This is a genomic window from Zoogloea sp. (assembly GCF_044344315.1).
Lineage (GTDB): Bacteria > Pseudomonadota > Gammaproteobacteria > Burkholderiales > Rhodocyclaceae > Zoogloea.
Window position 1 is genome coordinate 1 of record NZ_JBIJDC010000011.1, and the last position, 17,149, is coordinate 17,149.

Here is a 17,149-nt window from a genome sequence, read left to right on the forward strand (position 1 = left end):
TCGCGCAGCGAATGACCGGGGTGGCCGGGTCGCCTTTCTTGCCTTCTTCTTTGGCGAAGCAAAGAAGAAGGTCGCCCGCCGGGGCGAATTCCCGGCCAACGTAACGCCAAACACCGGAACGCCCGCAAGTCAGGGCTCAAGCCTTACCTGTCGGAGCGAAAACGCTTTCCACACTTAACGCGAACAGAGCCAATTCAATCGACCCCTGGCAGAGGCCGCCCCCTCAGCGGTTTGGCCGATATTTCTCCAGCCAGTGGGCGTAGGGTGCCGGCAGCACCCAGGACGGCCGCTGCTCGCCCAATTGCAGGGCAGCCTGGTAGGGCCAGTGGGGGTTGGCCAGGTGGGCGCGGCCGACCATCACCAGGTCCATCTGCCCGTCGGCCACCACCTGGTTGGCGGTGGCCGGGGCGTCGATGCCCCAGGACGAGGCCACCGGCAGGCCGGCCTCGCGCTTCACCCGTTCGGCCAGCGGCGCCAGGAAGGCCGGGCCCCAGGGGATCTGGGTGTCGGGGATGGAGAAGCCGACGCTGACGTTGAGCAGGTCCAGCCCGCCGGCACGGAAGGCACGGGTGAGCTCGATGGATTCGGCCAGGGTTTCCGCGTCGCGGCCGTCGTATTCGATGACGCCAAAGCGGGCGGTCAGGGGCAGGCGCTCGGGCCACTCGGCGCGCACGGCGGCCAGGGTTTCCAGCAGGAAGCGGCTGCGCCCGGCATAGCCGCCGCCGTATTCGTCATCACGCTGGTTGGCATGCACCGAGAAGAAACTCTGGGCCAGGTAGCCATGGGCGAAGTGAAGTTCGAGCCACTCAAAGCCGGCATCGCGGGCGCGGCGGGCGGCGGCGGCAAAGTCGCTGCGCACCCGGGCAATGTCGTCCCGGCTCATGGCCGTGGGCACGCGGGGCAGGTTGGCGCCAAAGGCGATGGCCGAGGGGCCCAGAATGTGCCAGGCGCGGGGGTCGCCCTCGGGAATGTGGTCGTCCCCTTCCCAGGGGCGGTTGGCGCTGGCCTTGCGGCCGGCGTGGCCAATCTGGATGCCCGGCACGGCACCGCCGGCCTTGATGGCGGCGGCGATGCGGGCCAGGCCGGCGGCCTGCTCGTCGTTCCACAGGCCCAGGCAGCCCGGGCTGATGCGGCCTTCGGGGGCCACAGCGGTGGCTTCGACGATGACCAGCCCGGCCCCACCCCGGGCCAGGCCGGCGTAATGGGCCTGGTGCCAGTCATTGGTCAGGCCGTCGGTGGCGCTGTACTGGCACATGGGCGGCACCGCGATGCGGTTGCGCAGGGTGACATCCTTGAGCGAAAACGGGGAAAAAAGGGCAGACATCAATACAGACCTCGGTAAAGGGATGCACCCGCCAGCTGGCGGGCGTTGAGCATGGGATCGGTCAAGGTGGCTGACGGTTCCCGGGCCGGGCCAAGCCTTCAATCAACTTCACGGCGAAGCCGGCGGCCCGCCAGCCCAAGCGCCACCAGCACCAGTCCGCCCGCCACGCCAAAGGTGATCCGGGTGGCCGTGACGACAGCGCCGGGATCGGCCGCAAGAATGTTCACGCCCCCCGCCGCCGCAATGAACACCGCGCCCATCAGCGACGCACCGGTGATCAGCCCCAGGTTGCGCGACAGGCTGAGAAGGCCCGAGACGAGGCCACGCCCCTCGCCGCTCACCCCCACCATGACCGCGGTATTGTTGGCCGTCTGAAAGAGAGCGTAGCCGGCCGTGATGACAATCAGGGGCGCCAGATAGCCGGGAAGGCCCAGGCTGGCCGGCAGCAACGCCAGGGTGAAGGCCCCCACGCCCATGGCCAGCAGCCCGACGAGGGTCATGCGCCGGGCACCGAAACGGTCGGTGATGCGCCCCGCGGGCACGCCGGCCAGGGCGACGACCAGCGGGCCGACAGACACCGCCAGCCCCACCTGCACGGCATCCAGCCCCAGCCCGCGGGCGAGGTGGAAGGGCCCGACCACCAGAGTCGCCATCATCACCGTCGCCACCAGGGCGCTCGTGGCGAGGCAGATGCTCAAGGTCACATCGCGGAACATGGTCGGGCGGATCAGCGGCGATGCTGCCTTCGCCTCGACCCGCACAAAGGCGGCGAGCCCACCCAGGGCGGCCAGCAGCAGGGCGACGTTGAGCACCCCGAAGTGGCCACGCCCGAGGGTCATGGCAAGGGCGTAGGCGGCAAGGGTCAGGGCCAGCAGCGCGCTCCCCAGGGGGTCAAGGCCGCCCCACGCCAAGGTACCGCTCCGCCGGTCGGCCGGCAGATGGCGATAGGCCAGCACCAGGCCCAGCATGCCCAGGGGCACATTGACGTAGAAGAGGGCCGGCCAGCCGTCAGCCGCAATCAGCACGCCCCCCAGGGAGGGGCCGAGGGCCGTCCCCGTCGCCGACAGGGTGGCCAGCAGCCCCATGGCGCGGCCGGTCTGCGCCTTGGGCACCATCTCGCCGACGAAAGCCAGGGTCAGCGCCATCATCACGGCGGCGCCCAGGCCCTGCAGCGCGCGGGCCGCAATCAGCCACCCGAGGGTGGGCGCCAGGCTGCACAGGGCCGAGGCCACGGTGAACAGGCCCAGACCGGCCAGCATCAGCCGGCGCCGGCCGAGGGCATCGCCCAGCCGCCCGGCACTGACAACCAGCGTGGTGACCGCCAGCAGGTAGGCCAGCACAACCCACTGCACCGCCTGGAAGGACGCATCAAAAGCCTGCACCAGGGTCGGCAGGCCCACGTTGGCAATACTGGTGCCCAGGGCCGACAGCAACATGGGCAGCGCCAGGCTGGCCAGGGCCCAGCGCCCCGACGTGCTGACGGGAGCAACGGCTTCCACTTGTACCTGGAGGGTCTTCATCATCAACGCCTTGTCCTGATCGCGCCCCGAAGCGGGCTACAGGAAGCATAGGGCTGACGCCGGTATGGCGGAAGGCGCAGCATTTGCACTTAATCCATGCACCAGACGCCATGCATGCTAAGTTCAGGGAAGGCCCTGATTCATTTGATCCCTCACGCCGACGCAGGACAGGCCCCATGTCCCCACCCGATCTCAACCTGCTGATCACCCTGGATGCCCTGCTCGCTGAAGGCAGCGTGCGCGGCGCCTGCGCCTGAGCCCCTCGGCCATGAGCCGGGCCCTGGCGCGCCTGCGCGACACCACCGGCGACCCGCTGCTGGTGAGGGCCGGGCGTGGCCTGGTGCCGACGCCCCGGGCTATCGAACTGCGCGACCGGGTCAGCCAGCTGGTGCAGGACGCCAACGCCGTGCTGCGCCCTGCCGAAGACGCCCGCCTCGGGCAGCTCGAGCGGACCTTCACCCTGCGCACCAGCGAGGGCTTCGTGGAGAACTTCGGGCCGGCGCTCATCGCCCGGGCCGGCGAGGAAGCCCCCGGCGTGCGCCTGCGCTTCGTGCGCAAACCCGACAAGGACAGCGCCCCCCTGCGCGATGGCAGCGTCGACCTGGAAACCGGCGTCGTCGGCAAGAACGCAGCACCGGAGCTGCGCGTGCAAGCCCTGTTCCGTGACCGCTTCGTCGGCGTGGTGCAGCCTGGGCACGACCTCGCCCACGGCGAGGTGACGCCTGCGCGCTATGCCGCCAGCCGGCACATCCGCGTGGAACGCCCGGGGCAGGCGCGGGGGGCCATCGACGAAGCCCTCGACGCCCTCGGGCTGACGCGGCAGATCATCACCCTCGTCGACGGCTTTGCCGCCGCCCTGGCCCTGGCCCGCGCCTCCGACCTGATCGCCAGCGTGCCCGAACGCCACACCGGCATCCTGCGCGCCGGCATGCACAGCTTCCCCCTGCCCTTCGCCTTGCCGGAGATCACCGTCTCCCTGCTCTGGCACCCCCGCCTGGACGCCGACCCCGCCCACCGCTGGCTGCGGGGCCTGCTGCGGGCGGTGTGCGGGGCGGATCGCTCGCTCACGGCGGCGCCGCCCTGGCCTCCGGCGGAATGACCCGCGGCCGCTCAGCGCAATGAGCTGCGCAGCAGCGCTGACGGGTATTCGCCAAAACGCGCCCGGAAGCGGGCGGCAAAGGCGCCCAGATTGGCGTACCCCCACTGCTCGGCGATGGAGGCCACCGTCGCCCCCTCCGGTGCGGCGATCAAGGCCCGCCGGACGCCGTCGAGGCGCACTTCACGCAAGAAGGCCATGGGCGTGGTGCTGCGAAAGTGACGGAAAGCCGAGGACAGGCCCCGCGCACTGACGCCCACCGCCTGGGCGACTTCGCCCACCGTCGGGGCCTGCCGGGCATGCTCGCGCATATAGTGTTCGGCCTGCAGAACCTGCCGTGGCGCGGGTGTGGAAGGATGCGGCGGCACACCCGCCCGGGCACTCCACTCCATCAGCATGTGCATCCCCAGCATCTCCTCGAGATGCCGCCCCAGGGGCCCTTCCGCCACCTGCCGGGGAAACTCGGCGACACAGCGGCAACAGTATTCGAGCAACGCATTCCAGGCCGAGGTACGTCCACCGATGGCCAGCTTGGTGGCCCACAAGCGCGCGTCGGCAGGGTGGCCTGCCCAGCGCAGGTAGAGCCTCTCCAGGCAGTCGTGGGGAAAGGTGACATTCACCTGAAGATGATCCTCATTGAAGGACGCCTGATAGTCGGTACGGCTGGTATCCACCAGAAAACTCTCACCCACGCCGGTCTCCACCGCCGTCCGCGCCGAACTCCAGTGCCGGGCCGCGCCCCGGATGGTGGTGAGCACCATGCCCATGCCCGCCTGCTGAAAGAAGTCGGACAGATGCACCGGTATCCCGTAGGAGAACCGGCTCAGGGTCATCTGGCCGATGGACACCGCATGCAGATCGGCATCGGGCGCCAGGCAGCGGGCCCCGGGGTGAACGCGATAGGGCATGTACACCCGCCGGGTAAAGACCTCCAGCTCGTCAAAATCGTGGGTAACAATCAACCGATGCCTGTCCGTCATGGCACCGCCCGCATCCATGACCAACGCGCCGCTCAAGCTCTCCATGGCTCTCTCCTCACTCTGGGCGGCCGGCCCCGACCGCAGGGCCGTACCGGCCGGAACCGCGTCAGAAGACGTTCAGCAGACGCAGATTGACGCGCACATCTTCGCGCACGCCGTTATCCACCGTGAGGTCCTTGCCCAGGGTGCCCAGCACCTGCCAGCCCGGTACAAGGAAGTGCGACGCGCCGATCGATGCGCGGCTGCGGCGTTGCCTGTCGTTCTGACCCACTCCGTCGACTTCGGTCTCGCCCCCGCTCAGCTGGGACAGGCTGAGGCTGAACGCGGTGGCCGGAGAAAGGTGATAGCGCAGGTGTGACTGAAGATCCCAACTGCGCCGCTGGCTCAAGGTCTGGCTGCCAGGGCCAAAATCGCGGTTGTCCCCATAAAACTGCACATCACCCACCAGATCGAGGGAGAACGACGCCCCCAGGGGCATCACGCCTGCGGCCTGGAGAGCAAACTTCCAGCGATTCTCCCCAAAGGGATTGAGCGTGCGATGGCGGTCGTACTGCCCGGTGGGCAGCCACAGCCAGGGTGTCACCCCCAGCACGCGCCGACGCTCGTCCTTGTAGAGAAACACGGTACTCGCCAGGATCAGGTCGCCCACCCCATTGCGCACGCTGGCGCCCCCGAGATCGCCGGCCGTCTGGATCGATCCGAAGGGCAGCAGGAACTGGGGCGCGACGGTGATCCCGCCGATGTCCACATACTTGACCGCCCTCAGAACCCCCACCTGGGCGCGCACGCCCGCATCGTCGGAAACCCGGCGCCCCCCCGCGTAAAGGGTGTCACCGCTCGAATACTGGTAGTAGAGCAGCCCGAGCCGGGTGCCTGCCGGCACGTAATCGTAGTCTCCGGCATCCACGCTCACCGCACACACCTGTTGCGACACCAACGCGATGGCGGCAGCGACCATCGTGACCGCAATCCGCTTATGTCCAGCGTGGCGGATTCGGGTGCCTGTATCCGGGCAATTGCAGACGAGGTCCGGCGCATTCTTTTTAATCATGAAAATGTCTCCTTTGGGTGGGGTCGCGCATTCGGTCTGATGCGCTCGAAAACCCCGCGGCAAATCTGCCGTGAATGGCACGGACTGCCCGTTCCAATTCGGCAACGACCTGTCCCGGAACGGCATTTATTTATTTCCTCTATCCGGCCCGGATCTTGACCGAATGGAAATCTAGTTGATTGCCGAATAGCCCCCCAGAAAAGGGATGGCACTTTCACGCTTCGTTCAAAAGAACGCCAAGGATCGACAAGATGTGCCGTCGTCTCTCCTCCTAAAGTCCTTCTCAACACGGGGCCCGGTGCCTCGAACAAGGTGCCGACCCGTGCCACTGCAGAAGCCCCCGCCAGGGGGCAACCCCACAGCATAAGAATGTGAAGGAGACGATATGAACACCACACAAGCCCAAGGGGCAGCCGCATCGAACCAGAGCGCTGCGCCGCATTTCGATGCCATCGTGATCGGAGCGGGCGTCGCCGGCCTCTACCAGTTGCACCGCCTGCGGGAGCTCGGGATGAAGGTGCGCGCCTTCGAGACCGGCACCGGCGTGGGCGGCACCTGGTACTGGAACCGCTATCCCGGCGCACGTTTCGACTCCCAGGCAGAGATCTACCAGTATTGGTTCTCCGAGGAACTGTACAAATCCTGGCAGCCGTCCGAACGCTTTCCCGCCCAGCCCGAAACTGAGCGCTGGCTCAATCACGTGGCCGACAAGCTCGATCTGAAAAAGGACATCCAGTTCAATACCCGGATCACCTCGGCCCACTATGACGAACAGGAAGATCTGTGGCGTATCACCACCGCTGACGGTGTCGAGATGACAGCCCAGTTCCTCATTGCCTGCTGCGGCATGCTGTCCGCCCCCATCGTCGAACGTTTCCCCGGCCAGGCGTCTTTCAAGGGCGAGCTTTACATCACCGGCCTGTGGCCCAAGGAGCCGGTGGACCTGAAGGGTAAGCGGGTGGCCGTTGTGGGCACCGGCGCCACCGGCATCCAGGTGATCCAGAGCATCGCCCCGGAGGTCGGCTCCATGAAGGTGTTTGTGCGCACGCCCCAGTACGTCATCCCCATGCACAACCCCAAGTACTCGCGGGAGGACTGGGAGAAGTGGGGCTCGCGCTTCCACGAGCTGAAGAAGCGGGTCCGCTCCACCTTTGCCGGCTTCGACTACGATTTCGACGCCGGCCCCTGGGCCGAGAAGACGCCGGAAGAGCGCACCGAAGTACTGGAGCGTCTGTGGAACGACGGCTCACTGGCCCTGTGGCTCGCGTCCTTCCCCGAGATGTTCGTGGATGAGGAGGTCAGCGAGGAGGTATCGAAGTTCGTCCGCGCCAAGATGCGCACGCGCCTGCAGAACCGGGAAGATCTCTGTGATCTGCTGATCCCGAAGGATTACGGCTTTGGCACCCACCGCGTGCCGTTGGAGAACAAATACTTGGAGGTGTACCTGCAACCCAACGTGGAAGCCGTGGATTGCAGCACCGTGCCCATCGAACGGGTCGTGCCCGAAGGCCTCCAGACCGCCGACGGGAAGGTACATGAAGTGGATGTGATCATCCTTGCCCTGGGCTTTGATGCCGGCTCCGGCGCCCTCACCCGCATCGACTTCCGCGGACGCGACGGCCGCTCCCTCAAGGAGCAATGGAGCCAGGAGATCCGCACCGCCATGGGCCTGCAGGTGCACGGTTATCCCAACCTGTTCACCACCGGCGCGCCCCTGGCCCCGTCGGCAGCCCTGTGCAACATGACCACCTGCCTGCAACAACAGGTGGACTGGATCACCGACTGCATCATCTACGCCCGCAAACACGGCAAGAAGGTGGTGGAAGCCACCAAGGAGTTTGAAGACAACTGGGTGCAGCACCACGACGAGACCGCCGCCAAGACCCTCGTGGTCAAGACCGACTCCTGGTACATGGGCTCCAACGTGGACGGCAAACCCCGTCGCCTGATCTCCTACATCGGCGGAGTGGGCAACTACAACAGCCAATGCGACGACCTGGCCAGCAAGGGCTACCCCGGCTTCGCCATGCGCTGAACAGAAAGGAGAGCACCATGAATCGACTTTCCGGAAAGACCGCCGTCATCACCGGCGGCAGCAGCGGCCTCGGGCTGGCCATCACCCGGCGCATGGCCGAAGAAGGCGCCGCAGTGGTCATCCTCGACCGCGACACCCAGGGTCAGGCCGTGGCAGACGCCATCTGCACCGCCGGGGGCAAAGCCCTTTTCGTGCAGGGCGACGTGACCGACGAGGACCGGGTCTGCGAAGCAATGCGGCTGACGGCCACGCATTTCGGGCGTATCGACGTACTGGTCAATAACGCGGGCATCGAAGGTCAGAACATCCCCACCGACCAGTTGCCCCTGGCCGAATGGAACCGGGTCATGGCCGTGGATGCGACCTCGGTCTTCTTGTGCACCAAACACGTCATCCCCCACCTGCGCCAGGCCGGCAGCGGCTCGATCATCAACATCTCGTCCATCTACGGGATCGTCGGGGGCGGTGACATTCCGCCCTACCACGCCGCCAAGGGCGCCGTGCGGACCATGACCAAGAACGACGCCCTGCTCTATGCCAGGGAGCGCATCCGCGTGAACTCCATCCACCCCGGCTTCGTGTTCACCCCGCTCGTGGACCGCTACGTCCACGACAACGGGCTGGCACACGACGCGGCCAAGGCTCATCTGGATGCCCTCCACCCCCTGGGCGGCACCGGCACCCCCGACGACATCGCCTGGGGCGCCGTATATCTGGCATCGGACGAAGCCCGTTGGGTGACCGGCGCCGAGCTGGTCATTGACGGCGGTTACACCGCCCGCTGAGCGCCCTCACCTCAGGGCTGGCCTGCACTGGCGTGCCAGCCCACCTTCCGGAGGAAACACACATGAACACCTATTACACCCAGGACATCCACGGCCCCTTCAAGACCATCAGCATCGGTCGGCTTGAGCTTGAGGAAGGCGGCGTGCTGGACGACTGCACACTGGCCGTCGCCACCCATGGGCAGCTCAATGCCGCCAGGGACAATGCCATCCTCGTCCCGACCTGGTATTCGGGCACCAGCAAGATCATGGAACAGGTCTATATCGGCCCGGGCCACGCCCTGGATCCAGACCGTTACTTCATCATCGTGGTCAACCAGATCGGCAATGGGCTCTCCCTCTCTCCGAGCAATGCCCCTGCCCCGATCGCCGGCCCGAATTTTCCCCGCGTGCGTATCGGTGACGACGTCCGCGCCCAGCACCGCCTGCTCACCGAGCATTTCGGCATCGAGCGGCTGGCCCTGGTGGTGGGCGGCTCGATGGGCGCCCAACAGACCTACGAATGGGCCGTGCGCTACCCGGACATGGTCGAGCGGGCAGCCCCCATCGCCGGTACCGCGCGCAACACCGAGCACGACTTCGTCTTTGCCGACACGCTGATGGAGGCCATCACTACCGACCCGGGCTTCCGGGGGGGCAGCTATGCCGATCCGGCCGAGGTGGCCGCCGGCCTGCGCCGTCACGCCAAGCTGTGGACAGTGATGGGCTGGAGCACCGAGTTCTTCCGCGGTGGCCGCCACCGGGTGTTGGGCTTCGAGAACATGGACGCCTTCGTCGATCAGTTCATGACCGGCTACTTCGGCCCCATGGACCCCAACAACCTGCTGTGCATGGCCTGGAAGTGGCAGCGTGGTGATGTGAGCCGGCACACCGGCGGTGATCTGGCCCAGGCCCTGGGGCGCATCAAGGCAAAGACCTTCGTGATGCCCATCAGCCACGACATGTTCTTCCCGCCCAGCGACTGCCTGGCCGAACAGCAACTCATCCCGGGCAGCGAGTTCCGCCCGATTACCAGCATGGACGGGCATCTCGCCCTGTTCGGCACCGATGCCAACGCCGTGGCGGAACTGGACGCCAATCTGCGGGCCCTGCTCGGCGCATAGCCCCCTCCGGAAGCGGATGACTGCGCCGCCCCCGGGCGGAGCATGTCAGCCACCTTCCTTCTCGGGCGCATCAGAGCCAGCTGGTGCGCCCTCTTTTTACCTGTACCACGGGCTGCACCCGCTCAGGCCAGCCCTTCCTTGCGCAGACGGGCCGGCGTGGTGCCCATGCGCCCACGCATCATCCGCGTCAGGTGCGCCTGGTCGGCAAAACCGCACATGGCCGCCACTTCCTTGATGGCCTGGCCCCCCGTCGATAGCAGCCGGACCGCCCGTTCAAGTCGGCGCCGGGTGACGTAATCGTAGGGCGACACCCCCGTGGTGGCCCGGAAATGCCGCGAGAAGGTCCACACCCCCAGACCGACGATGTCCGCCATCTGCTCGATGGTGACCCCCTCATGCAGGTGCGTGTCCAGGTATTCGTCCAGACGACGCATCCGGCCCGGCGACAACGGCCCCACCGGCATGTCGTCCCGGAACTTGATCAGCGCGTACTTGCGGAAGAGATTGACGGCCAGCTGGATCGCCAGGGATTCGGCATACAGGCTGCCCCCCATTCCCCGATGTTCTGCCTCGGCAGTGATGGCATCGACGATCCCCGTCACGACAGGATCCTGGGCCTGCAGCACATCATGCAGACGCACCTCGCAGATGGGCCGATCTGTGATGTCGGTGGCCACGCGGGCCATCAGCGCCTCGGAGAGGTAGGTGTGGGTGACGTTGATGCACTCCGTCCAGTGCCAGTGGGATTGCTCTGAACGGGTAAGGAGAGAGAAGTCCCCTGGCATGCAGCGTTTGCGCGTCCACCGCCCCTCCACCCGGCGGTCCATGGGAGTCTGGCCGCTGCGGTAACGCACCACCATGTAGTGATCCATCGGGGGGATCGGCACATCGAGCCCGGTGTAGAGATAGGCCCGGTGCCCCACATCCTTCCAGCCCAGCCCGTCGCTGGCAGAAACAATCTGCCCCGGCACCCAGGTAGGAAGATCTCGCGGTGTGATCAGCGTTGGCATCGGACGACTCGTCTGGGGCAGAAGGTGCGTGGAACAGACCGTACCGAAATCGACGGATGCCTAGAATACAAGAATCCTTGAATTGATTAATAAATTTGTCTGATCAATTTCCGGGATTTGCTAGGCCCGCGACGCCGGCCCCATCCCCATGTGACGATGCCTGCCGGCCCACGTGCAGCACGTAATCCCCCAGCCATGAGGACGCGCTCGTCACGACCACCGCATCGCCCTTCTGGAGGGGATCCCACTGGGCCTCCGGCAGGCAAATGCTCCACCTGGAAAACAGGTCTTCGGTATCCAGCTCGATCCGGGTTTTGCAGGCGCCAAGGCGATGGGAGCCGCCCTTGAAGGAAACCTGCGCCTGAAAGGTACGCACCTCTCCCAATTGATGGGCGGGCCAGGCTGGCAGCACGGCGGCAAAAGGCAGGTAGTGCAGGTAGACCAGGAGAACAAACCCAAGCAGGTAGAGATGGACGCGCTCGCCTTCGATGACGTCGGCTGACCCCACCCAGCGGGTCATTACGTATGACAGGAAAAGGGCTGCGCCCAGCGCGAACAGGGCGACTTCGGGCGCCGGGAAGAAATTCACCCTGAGTGCGAGCACACTCATGGCTGCCATCCCCAGAAGCCAGGCGGTAAGGGCAGGACGGGTCTTGGGACGGGTTGAGTCCGCGGGTGCGGCTTCCACCGGCACCTCTCGGGCAAGCAGTCCTATCGCCAGAATGAGGATGCCGGTGCAGATCAGGATGCCGGGTGCAAGACTGGCCAGCGTTCCGACACAGGCGGGCAGCAGGAGCTGCCGAAAGCCCGGCATACCCAGACGTAGGGGCGCGCCGCAGGACTGACAAGCAAAGCTGCGCCCCGGACGGATACACGCCTTTCGCCACAGGCTGATTGGCTTGCCACCACAGGCAGGGCAAGCGGGTCCGTTCAGGTTCAAGGGTGGCGCCTCAAGTCACGGGAGAGGCCGCATTATCCCGGGCGAGGGCGGCACGGTCCATGCCTTTTGCATCAACCGACCAACCCACAGCGAATGAGATCGCCCCCACACGGGCAGCGGCTTCACCTCCTCCCGTGGGGTCGAATTCATTCGACCTGAGTCCGCTGAATCATCGGCATGCCTTTCATCAGAGTCCGAGGTCGAATAAACCTGTTTTCCTCGGTTGTGCTCCCCGAACCAGACGCAAACCCAATGCTGACACGGGTTTTCCCTCCACTGGCCGGATCACCCGATGGGTGAAGCTGAAGGGGTTCATGGGACGCGCCAAGGGCGGCTGGAGGGACTGTGGGGGCGCCTTCAGTCGCCCGCGGACGTTGATAAAGGGCATGCCTGTGATCGACGCGTGGGTGGGCGACTGAAGTCGCCCCCACAGCAGAGACCGTATCGACCGTCAGACGACGCGTCAAACGGAGGAAAGCAGGATGAATTCGACCTCACAGAAGGGCTGCCGTCCACGCTTTGTCAGAGGTAACGAGGCCTGGACTGATCCGAGCTCAGCCTGTCGCAGCCCCCATGGCCTTGAAATACGCATCCAGCCGGGCGATCCAGCCGGCCTTCTCGGCGTCGGTGGCGAAGCTGGCTTCGAAGCTGTTGCGGGCCAGGCGGTACCAGGTGGGGGTGTCGAAGTGGAAGGCCTCCTGGACGGCGCGGAGGTTGGCGTTGAGGTAGCCGCCGAAGTAGGCGGGGTCGTCGCTGTTGAGGGTGACCTTGGCGCCGGCCGCGAGCAGCCGGGGCAGGCTGTGATCGCTCATCTTCTCGAACACGCACAGGCGGGTGTTGGAGAGGGGGCAGACGGTGAGGGGGATGCCGTCGCGGGCCAGGCGGGCCAGCACCGCGGGGTCGTCGGTGGCGCGCACGCCGTGGTCGATGCGCACCGCGCCGAGGAGATCGAGGGCTTCGGTGATGTACTCGGGCGGGCCTTCCTCGCCGGCGTGGGCCACCACCGGTTTGCCGAGGGCGCGGCAGCGGGCGAACAGGCGGGCAAACTTGGACGGCGGGTGGCCCTTCTCGGAAGAGTCCAGGCCGAAGCCATGGATGCGGTCCAGCCAGGGCTCGGCCTCGTCCAGGCAGGCCAGGCATTCGTCCTCGCTGAGGTGGCGCAGGAAACACAGGATCAGCCGGCCGGAGATGCCGTAGCGCGCCCGCCCCTCGGCGAGGCCGTCTTCCAGGCCTTCCAGCACGGTGGTGAAGGGGACGCCGCGGGCGGTGTGGGTCTGCGGGTCGAAGAAGACCTCCACGTGGATCACCTTGTCGGCGGCGGCGCGCTTGAGGTAGGCCAGCATCAGGTCGTAGAAGTCTTCCCGGGTGCGCAGTACGTCGGCGCAGGCGTAGTACAGGTCGAGAAAGCTCTGCAGGCTGTCAAAGGCGTAGGCGGCGCGCAGGGCGGCCTCGTCGGGATAGGGCAGGGCGATGCCGTTGCGGCGCGCCAGGGCGAAGGCCAGGTCGGGCTCCAGGGTGCCTTCGATATGCACGTGGAGCTCGGCCTTGGGCATGCCGAGGGCGATGTCGAGGGGGTCGGGTGCGGTCATGGTGTCTCCCGGTGGGCTGCAGAATACCCGCATCTTAGATGCCAAATAAAAAGGGCGCAGCCGAAGCCGCGCCCAAGTGCCACTTCGCGAGGAGAAACGGGGTCTTACTTGGGAATGGCGCCTTCGACGCCTTCCACGTAGAAATTCATCTTGCGCAGTTCCGGGTCGCCCATGGTCTTGGCGGCGGCCAGCACTTCCTTGCCGTCCTGGGCCTTCAGCGGGCCGGTGAAGGGGTGCAGCTTGCCGGCCTTGATGGCGTCGCGACGTTCTTCGGCGAGCTTCTTCACGTCGGCCGGCACGGCCGGGCCGAAGGCTTCGATATTCACCGCGCCTTCCTTGACGCCCCACCAGATGTCGCCGGTCTTCCAGGTGCCATCCAGCACTTCGCCGACGGCCTTGTTGTAGATCACGCCCCAGTGCAGCACGGAGGCCGCCAGGTGGGCCTTGCCGCCGAACTTGCTCATGTCCGAATCCCAGCCGAAGGCCAGCACGCCCTTCTCCTGGGCAGCCTGGACCACGGCGGGCGAGTCGGTGTTCTGCATCAGCACGTCGGAGCCCTGGGCGATCAGGGTCAGGGCGGCTTCCCGCTCCTTGCCCGGGTCGAACCAGCTGTTCACCCAGATGGCGCGGGTAGTGGCCTTGGGATTGACGCTGCGGGCGCCCAGGGTGAAGGCGTTGATGTTGCGGATCACTTCGGGGATGGGGATGGACGCCACCACACCGAGCTTGCCGGACTTGCTCATCTTGCCGGCCACCACGCCGAGCATGTAGGCCCCTTCGTAGGTGCGCACATCGTAGAGGCCCAGATTGGGGGCGCTCTTGTAGCCGGTGGCGTGCATGAACTTGGTGTTGGGGAAGGCCTTGGCCACCTTGAGCTGCTGGTTCATGTAGCCGAAGGAGGTGGCGAAGATCATCTTGTAGCCCTGCTGGGCCAGGTCACGGAAGACGCGCTCCGCGTCCGCCGTCTCGGGCACGTTCTCGACAAAGGTGGTCTTCACCTTGTCGCCGAACTTGGCCTCGACCGCCTTGCGGCCCTGGTCGTGGGCGTAGGTCCAGCCATGGTCACCGGTCGGGCCGATGTACACAAAGCCGATCTTGGCGGGGTCGGCAGCCACAGCCTGGCTGGCGAGCCCCAGGGTCACCAGGACAGCGGCAGCGGCGCTCTTGAAACGGGACAGGGACATGGGGTTCTCCGTGGTTCACAGGTTGAAGTGCATGGCCCCACTGTAACGGCAAGCTCGGCTGCAACCCATCCCGGTTCCGTTATGAAGGGTATATGGTTCGGGGCACAAGTCGGGCCGGGGAGAGCCGCGATAATTCCCCATCGCCACTTCGAGACGCCACCATGCCCCAGCCCAACCCCCGGGACGAGCACTTTCTGCGCCACGCCATCGCCCTGTCCCACCAGGTACGGCGCCAGGGCAAGCACCCCTTCGCCGCCCTGGTAGTGGATGCCGCCGGGCAGATCGTGGCGGAGGCGGGCAACGATTCCCTGCCGCCGGAGGGCGACCCGACCCGCCACGCGGAGCTGGTGGCCGCCGCCCTCGCTGCCCGTCACCTGCCGCCGGAAGTGCTGGCCGGCGCCACCCTCTACAGCAGCGCCGAGCCCTGCGCCATGTGCGCCGGGGCGATCTACTGGTGCGGCATCGGGCGGGTGGTGTACGCCCTGTCGGAGCACGCGCTGCTGGGCCTCACCGGCGATCACCCGGAGAACCCCACCTTCTCCCTGCCCTGCCGGGAGGTGTTCTCCCGCGGTCAACGCCACATCGAGGTGATCGGGCCGGCCCTGGAGGCCGAAGCCGCCGCCGCCCATGCCGGCTTCTGGACGCCCCGCTGAGCCGGCCCCCCCGGAAGCCACCGGACAACAGGCTGGGCTAGTAGAATCACGGCTCCATTTTCTGTACAGCGGGGCCGCCCCGCCCCCCAGCCTCCCATGACCAGCCTGACCTCCCTGACGCAACTCCCGCAGAGCCACATCTTCCGCAAAGGCGACGTGTTCGTCCTGTTCGGTGAACTTTTCGGGCGGGGCTACGCCAGCGGCCTCGTCAATGAAGCCCGCCAGGCGGGCATGGAGATCATCGGCATTACGGTAGGCCGGCGCGACGAGAACAACGCCCTGCGCGCCCTCAACGACGAAGAGCTGGCCGCCGCCGAGGCCGGCCTGGGTGGCACGATCATCAACGTGCCCCTGATGGCCGGCTTCGACCTCGACGCCCCCGCCGGCGAGCCCACCCCCACCGAACTCCTCGGCGCCCTGACCCTCAAGACCTGGACCGAGGACAAGCTCGACTGGGCCCACATCGAGAAATGCCGCCAGATCGGCATCCAGCGCTTCAAGGACGCCGTGGCCCAGGTGATGGCCCGGCTGGAAGGCATGATCGCCGACGGCCGCAACGTCTACTTCGCCCACACCATGGCCGGCGGCATCCCCAAGGCCAAGGTCTTCCTGGCCATCGCCAACCGCGTCTACAAGGGCAAGGGCGAGCGCTTCCTGTCCTCCCAGGTGCTCCTCGACAGCGACCTGGGCAAGCTGATCCTGCAGAACTTCGACGAAGTCTCGGCCAACAGCTTCCAGTACCTCATCGAAGGCAGCGCCGCCCTGCGTGCCCGCATCGAAGCCAGCGGCGGCCAGGTGCGCTACTCGGCCTACGGCTACCACGGCACCGAGATCCTCATCGACGGCCGCTACCAGTGGCAGACCTACACCAGCTACACCCAGGGCAAGGCCAAGATGCGCCTGGAAGACATCGCCCGGGACGCCTGGGCGCAGGGCATCAAGGCCACCGTGTATAACTGCCCGGAGATCCGTACCAACTCCTCCGACATCTTCGTCGGCGTCGAGCTGCCGCTGATCTCCCTGCTCTACGCCCTCAAAAAGGAAAACGGCGGCGCCTGGGCCGAGGCCCAGTGGCAGGCCTGCAATGCCCTGCTGGCCGACGGCCACACCGTGGAAGAAGTGCTCGCCAAGGTGGACGCCTTCCATGGCAGCGAGGTGATGCAGGGCTTCCGCGACTTCCCCGCCTGGCCGATGCCCAACAGCCAGGCCTTGGCCGACCTGATGATCGGCACCTCGGATGACATCGTGCAGATGCACACCGACCGCAAGGCCCTGATCACCGACCTGCTCAGCAGCCTGGTGCTCGAAGCCACCGGCCCGCTGATGCTGCGCGAGACCTCCGCCCCGGCCGGCCCGGTGCTGTGGCTCAACCACGACATCATCGCCCGCCAGCTCAACCAGCTCCACGCCTGAGCCCGGCGCCAGCCCGGGTCGCACCGGGCTGGCTTGCATGACGGCGGACGGAGAGCCCGTGGGGTCGAGTTCATTCGACCGCAGACCTACGCTCACCGGCCAGCCGTGATCCCTCGCGAAGGGATCGAATAAACCTGACTTCCTCAGTTTTAAGCATCGTCTTACGGTCGATACGGCGTCTACCGTAGGGGCGGCTTCAGTCGCCCACCGTGCGTTGATCGCCGGCGCGCCCTTGATCGAAGTCCGCGGGCGACTGAAGTCGCCCCTACGCTCCCGCCAGCCACTACCGCCAGAGCCTCCCAGGCATTCCTTCGGCTTCACCCATCGGGTGATCCGAGCGAGGAAAACCAGACCCGCCCCCGCCGCTCATACGGCGTTCCGGATACCGCTTATACGCCTCGGCAGGCAGCGGGCCGGCAATCCATGTGTTAACTTGAAACTGTCCCGACACGCTGGCAGCGACAAG

At 66.4% G+C, this 17,149-nt stretch carries 15 protein-coding genes; 7 read left to right on the forward strand and 8 right to left on the reverse strand.

The window, feature by feature from the left end; all coding sequences use genetic code 11:
• Window positions 1-223 precede the first annotated feature (223 nt).
• Together ACIQ09_RS03900 and ACIQ09_RS03905 are read right to left on the reverse strand one after the other, a co-directional pair.
• The gene (locus tag ACIQ09_RS03900) at window positions 224-1,324 is read right to left on the reverse strand and encodes an NADH:flavin oxidoreductase/NADH oxidase (RefSeq protein ID WP_398306407.1); all 1,101 of its coding nucleotides are present in this window, start codon (window positions 1,322-1,324) and stop codon (window positions 224-226) included.
• Window positions 1,325-1,422: 98 nt separating this feature from the next.
• Complete coding sequence (locus tag ACIQ09_RS03905) at window positions 1,423-2,847, reverse strand: MFS transporter (protein ID WP_398306409.1); 1,425 nt, start codon at window positions 2,845-2,847, stop codon at window positions 1,423-1,425.
• Window positions 2,848-2,954: 107 nt separating this feature from the next.
• Here ACIQ09_RS03905 and ACIQ09_RS03910 point away from each other — a divergent pair, with 107 nt between their 5' ends.
• Both ACIQ09_RS03910 and ACIQ09_RS03915 read left to right on the forward strand, forming a co-directional pair.
• A complete protein-coding gene (locus ACIQ09_RS03910; RefSeq protein WP_398306411.1) occupies window positions 2,955-3,101 on the forward strand; it encodes a hypothetical protein in 147 nt (48 codons plus the stop codon).
• Between the two features lie 11 nt (window positions 3,102-3,112).
• Window positions 3,113-3,943 (forward strand): LysR family transcriptional regulator, encoded by an 831-nt coding sequence (locus ACIQ09_RS03915; RefSeq protein ID WP_398306413.1) that lies wholly within the window; start codon window positions 3,113-3,115, stop codon window positions 3,941-3,943.
• Window positions 3,944-3,954: 11 nt separating this feature from the next.
• Here the strand turns inward: ACIQ09_RS03915 and ACIQ09_RS03920 are convergent, their stop codons facing one another.
• Together ACIQ09_RS03920 and ACIQ09_RS03925 are read right to left on the reverse strand one after the other, a co-directional pair.
• Window positions 3,955-4,965 (reverse strand): AraC family transcriptional regulator, encoded by a 1,011-nt coding sequence (locus ACIQ09_RS03920; RefSeq protein WP_398306415.1) that lies wholly within the window; start codon window positions 4,963-4,965, stop codon window positions 3,955-3,957.
• Window positions 4,966-5,026: 61 nt separating this feature from the next.
• On the reverse strand, window positions 5,027-5,878 hold the full coding sequence (locus ACIQ09_RS03925; RefSeq protein WP_398306417.1) for a transporter: 852 nt from the start codon (window positions 5,876-5,878) through the stop codon (window positions 5,027-5,029).
• Between the two features lie 478 nt (window positions 5,879-6,356).
• On the opposite strand from ACIQ09_RS03925, the gene ACIQ09_RS03930 reads away from it, so the two are divergent.
• From ACIQ09_RS03930 to ACIQ09_RS03940, 3 genes are all read left to right on the forward strand, one after another.
• Complete coding sequence (locus tag ACIQ09_RS03930; RefSeq protein WP_398306419.1) at window positions 6,357-8,006, forward strand: flavin-containing monooxygenase; 1,650 nt, start codon at window positions 6,357-6,359, stop codon at window positions 8,004-8,006.
• A gap of 17 nt (window positions 8,007-8,023) precedes the next feature.
• Window positions 8,024-8,791 carry an SDR family NAD(P)-dependent oxidoreductase gene (locus ACIQ09_RS03935; protein ID WP_398306421.1) on the forward strand — a complete coding sequence of 256 codons (768 nt, stop codon included), beginning with the start codon at window positions 8,024-8,026 and terminating at the stop codon, window positions 8,789-8,791.
• A gap of 62 nt (window positions 8,792-8,853) precedes the next feature.
• Window positions 8,854-9,894 carry an alpha/beta fold hydrolase gene (locus ACIQ09_RS03940; protein ID WP_398306423.1) on the forward strand — a complete coding sequence of 347 codons (1,041 nt, stop codon included), beginning with the start codon at window positions 8,854-8,856 and terminating at the stop codon, window positions 9,892-9,894.
• Between the two features lie 122 nt (window positions 9,895-10,016).
• Here ACIQ09_RS03940 and ACIQ09_RS03945 read toward each other — a convergent pair whose 3' ends face one another.
• From ACIQ09_RS03945 to ACIQ09_RS03960, 4 genes are all read right to left on the reverse strand, one after another.
• The gene (locus tag ACIQ09_RS03945; RefSeq protein ID WP_398306425.1) at window positions 10,017-10,904 is read right to left on the reverse strand and encodes a helix-turn-helix domain-containing protein; all 888 of its coding nucleotides are present in this window, start codon (window positions 10,902-10,904) and stop codon (window positions 10,017-10,019) included.
• A gap of 103 nt (window positions 10,905-11,007) precedes the next feature.
• Window positions 11,008-11,718, reverse strand: coding sequence for a hypothetical protein (locus tag ACIQ09_RS03950; protein WP_398306427.1), 711 nt, complete (start codon window positions 11,716-11,718; stop codon window positions 11,008-11,010).
• 680 nt (window positions 11,719-12,398) lie between these two features.
• The gene (locus ACIQ09_RS03955) at window positions 12,399-13,433 is read right to left on the reverse strand and encodes an adenosine deaminase (protein ID WP_398306429.1); all 1,035 of its coding nucleotides are present in this window, start codon (window positions 13,431-13,433) and stop codon (window positions 12,399-12,401) included.
• Window positions 13,434-13,537: 104 nt separating this feature from the next.
• On the reverse strand, window positions 13,538-14,617 hold the full coding sequence (locus ACIQ09_RS03960) for a BMP family ABC transporter substrate-binding protein (RefSeq protein WP_374475724.1): 1,080 nt from the start codon (window positions 14,615-14,617) through the stop codon (window positions 13,538-13,540).
• A gap of 161 nt (window positions 14,618-14,778) precedes the next feature.
• On the opposite strand from ACIQ09_RS03960, the gene ACIQ09_RS03965 reads away from it, so the two are divergent.
• Together ACIQ09_RS03965 and ACIQ09_RS03970 are read left to right on the forward strand one after the other, a co-directional pair.
• Window positions 14,779-15,270 carry a nucleoside deaminase gene (locus tag ACIQ09_RS03965; protein ID WP_398306432.1) on the forward strand — a complete coding sequence of 164 codons (492 nt, stop codon included), beginning with the start codon at window positions 14,779-14,781 and terminating at the stop codon, window positions 15,268-15,270.
• A 96-nt stretch (window positions 15,271-15,366) separates the two neighbouring features.
• The gene (locus tag ACIQ09_RS03970) at window positions 15,367-16,683 is read left to right on the forward strand and encodes an enoyl-acyl carrier protein reductase FabMG (protein ID WP_398306434.1); all 1,317 of its coding nucleotides are present in this window, start codon (window positions 15,367-15,369) and stop codon (window positions 16,681-16,683) included.
• Window positions 16,684-17,149: the final 466 nt, after the last annotated feature.

What these genes read in the sequence shown, in the direction of transcription:
- ACIQ09_RS03935 (WP_398306421.1), top strand. Translation starts at nt 8,024, where the DNA reads ATGAATCGACTTTCCGGAAAGACCGCCGTCATCACCGGCGGCAGCAGC.
- ACIQ09_RS03910 (WP_398306411.1), top strand. Translation starts at nt 2,955, where the DNA reads ATGCATGCTAAGTTCAGGGAAGGCCCTGATTCATTTGATCCCTCACGC.
- ACIQ09_RS03940 (WP_398306423.1), top strand. Translation starts at nt 8,854, where the DNA reads ATGAACACCTATTACACCCAGGACATCCACGGCCCCTTCAAGACCATC.
- ACIQ09_RS03925 (WP_398306417.1), bottom strand. Translation starts at nt 5,878, where the DNA reads ATGGTCGCTGCCGCCATCGCGTTGGTGTCGCAACAGGTGTGTGCGGTG.
- ACIQ09_RS03930 (WP_398306419.1), top strand. Translation starts at nt 6,357, where the DNA reads ATGAACACCACACAAGCCCAAGGGGCAGCCGCATCGAACCAGAGCGCT.
- ACIQ09_RS03945 (WP_398306425.1), bottom strand. Translation starts at nt 10,904, where the DNA reads ATGCCAACGCTGATCACACCGCGAGATCTTCCTACCTGGGTGCCGGGG.
- ACIQ09_RS03960 (WP_374475724.1), bottom strand. Translation starts at nt 14,617, where the DNA reads ATGTCCCTGTCCCGTTTCAAGAGCGCCGCTGCCGCTGTCCTGGTGACC.
- ACIQ09_RS03900 (WP_398306407.1), bottom strand. Translation starts at nt 1,324, where the DNA reads ATGTCTGCCCTTTTTTCCCCGTTTTCGCTCAAGGATGTCACCCTGCGC.
- ACIQ09_RS03950 (WP_398306427.1), bottom strand. Translation starts at nt 11,718, where the DNA reads ATGCCGGGCTTTCGGCAGCTCCTGCTGCCCGCCTGTGTCGGAACGCTG.
- ACIQ09_RS03915 (WP_398306413.1), top strand. Translation starts at nt 3,113, where the DNA reads ATGAGCCGGGCCCTGGCGCGCCTGCGCGACACCACCGGCGACCCGCTG.
- ACIQ09_RS03955 (WP_398306429.1), bottom strand. Translation starts at nt 13,433, where the DNA reads ATGACCGCACCCGACCCCCTCGACATCGCCCTCGGCATGCCCAAGGCC.
- ACIQ09_RS03920 (WP_398306415.1), bottom strand. Translation starts at nt 4,965, where the DNA reads ATGGAGAGCTTGAGCGGCGCGTTGGTCATGGATGCGGGCGGTGCCATG.
- ACIQ09_RS03970 (WP_398306434.1), top strand. Translation starts at nt 15,367, where the DNA reads ATGACCAGCCTGACCTCCCTGACGCAACTCCCGCAGAGCCACATCTTC.
- ACIQ09_RS03965 (WP_398306432.1), top strand. Translation starts at nt 14,779, where the DNA reads ATGCCCCAGCCCAACCCCCGGGACGAGCACTTTCTGCGCCACGCCATC.
- ACIQ09_RS03905 (WP_398306409.1), bottom strand. Translation starts at nt 2,847, where the DNA reads ATGATGAAGACCCTCCAGGTACAAGTGGAAGCCGTTGCTCCCGTCAGC.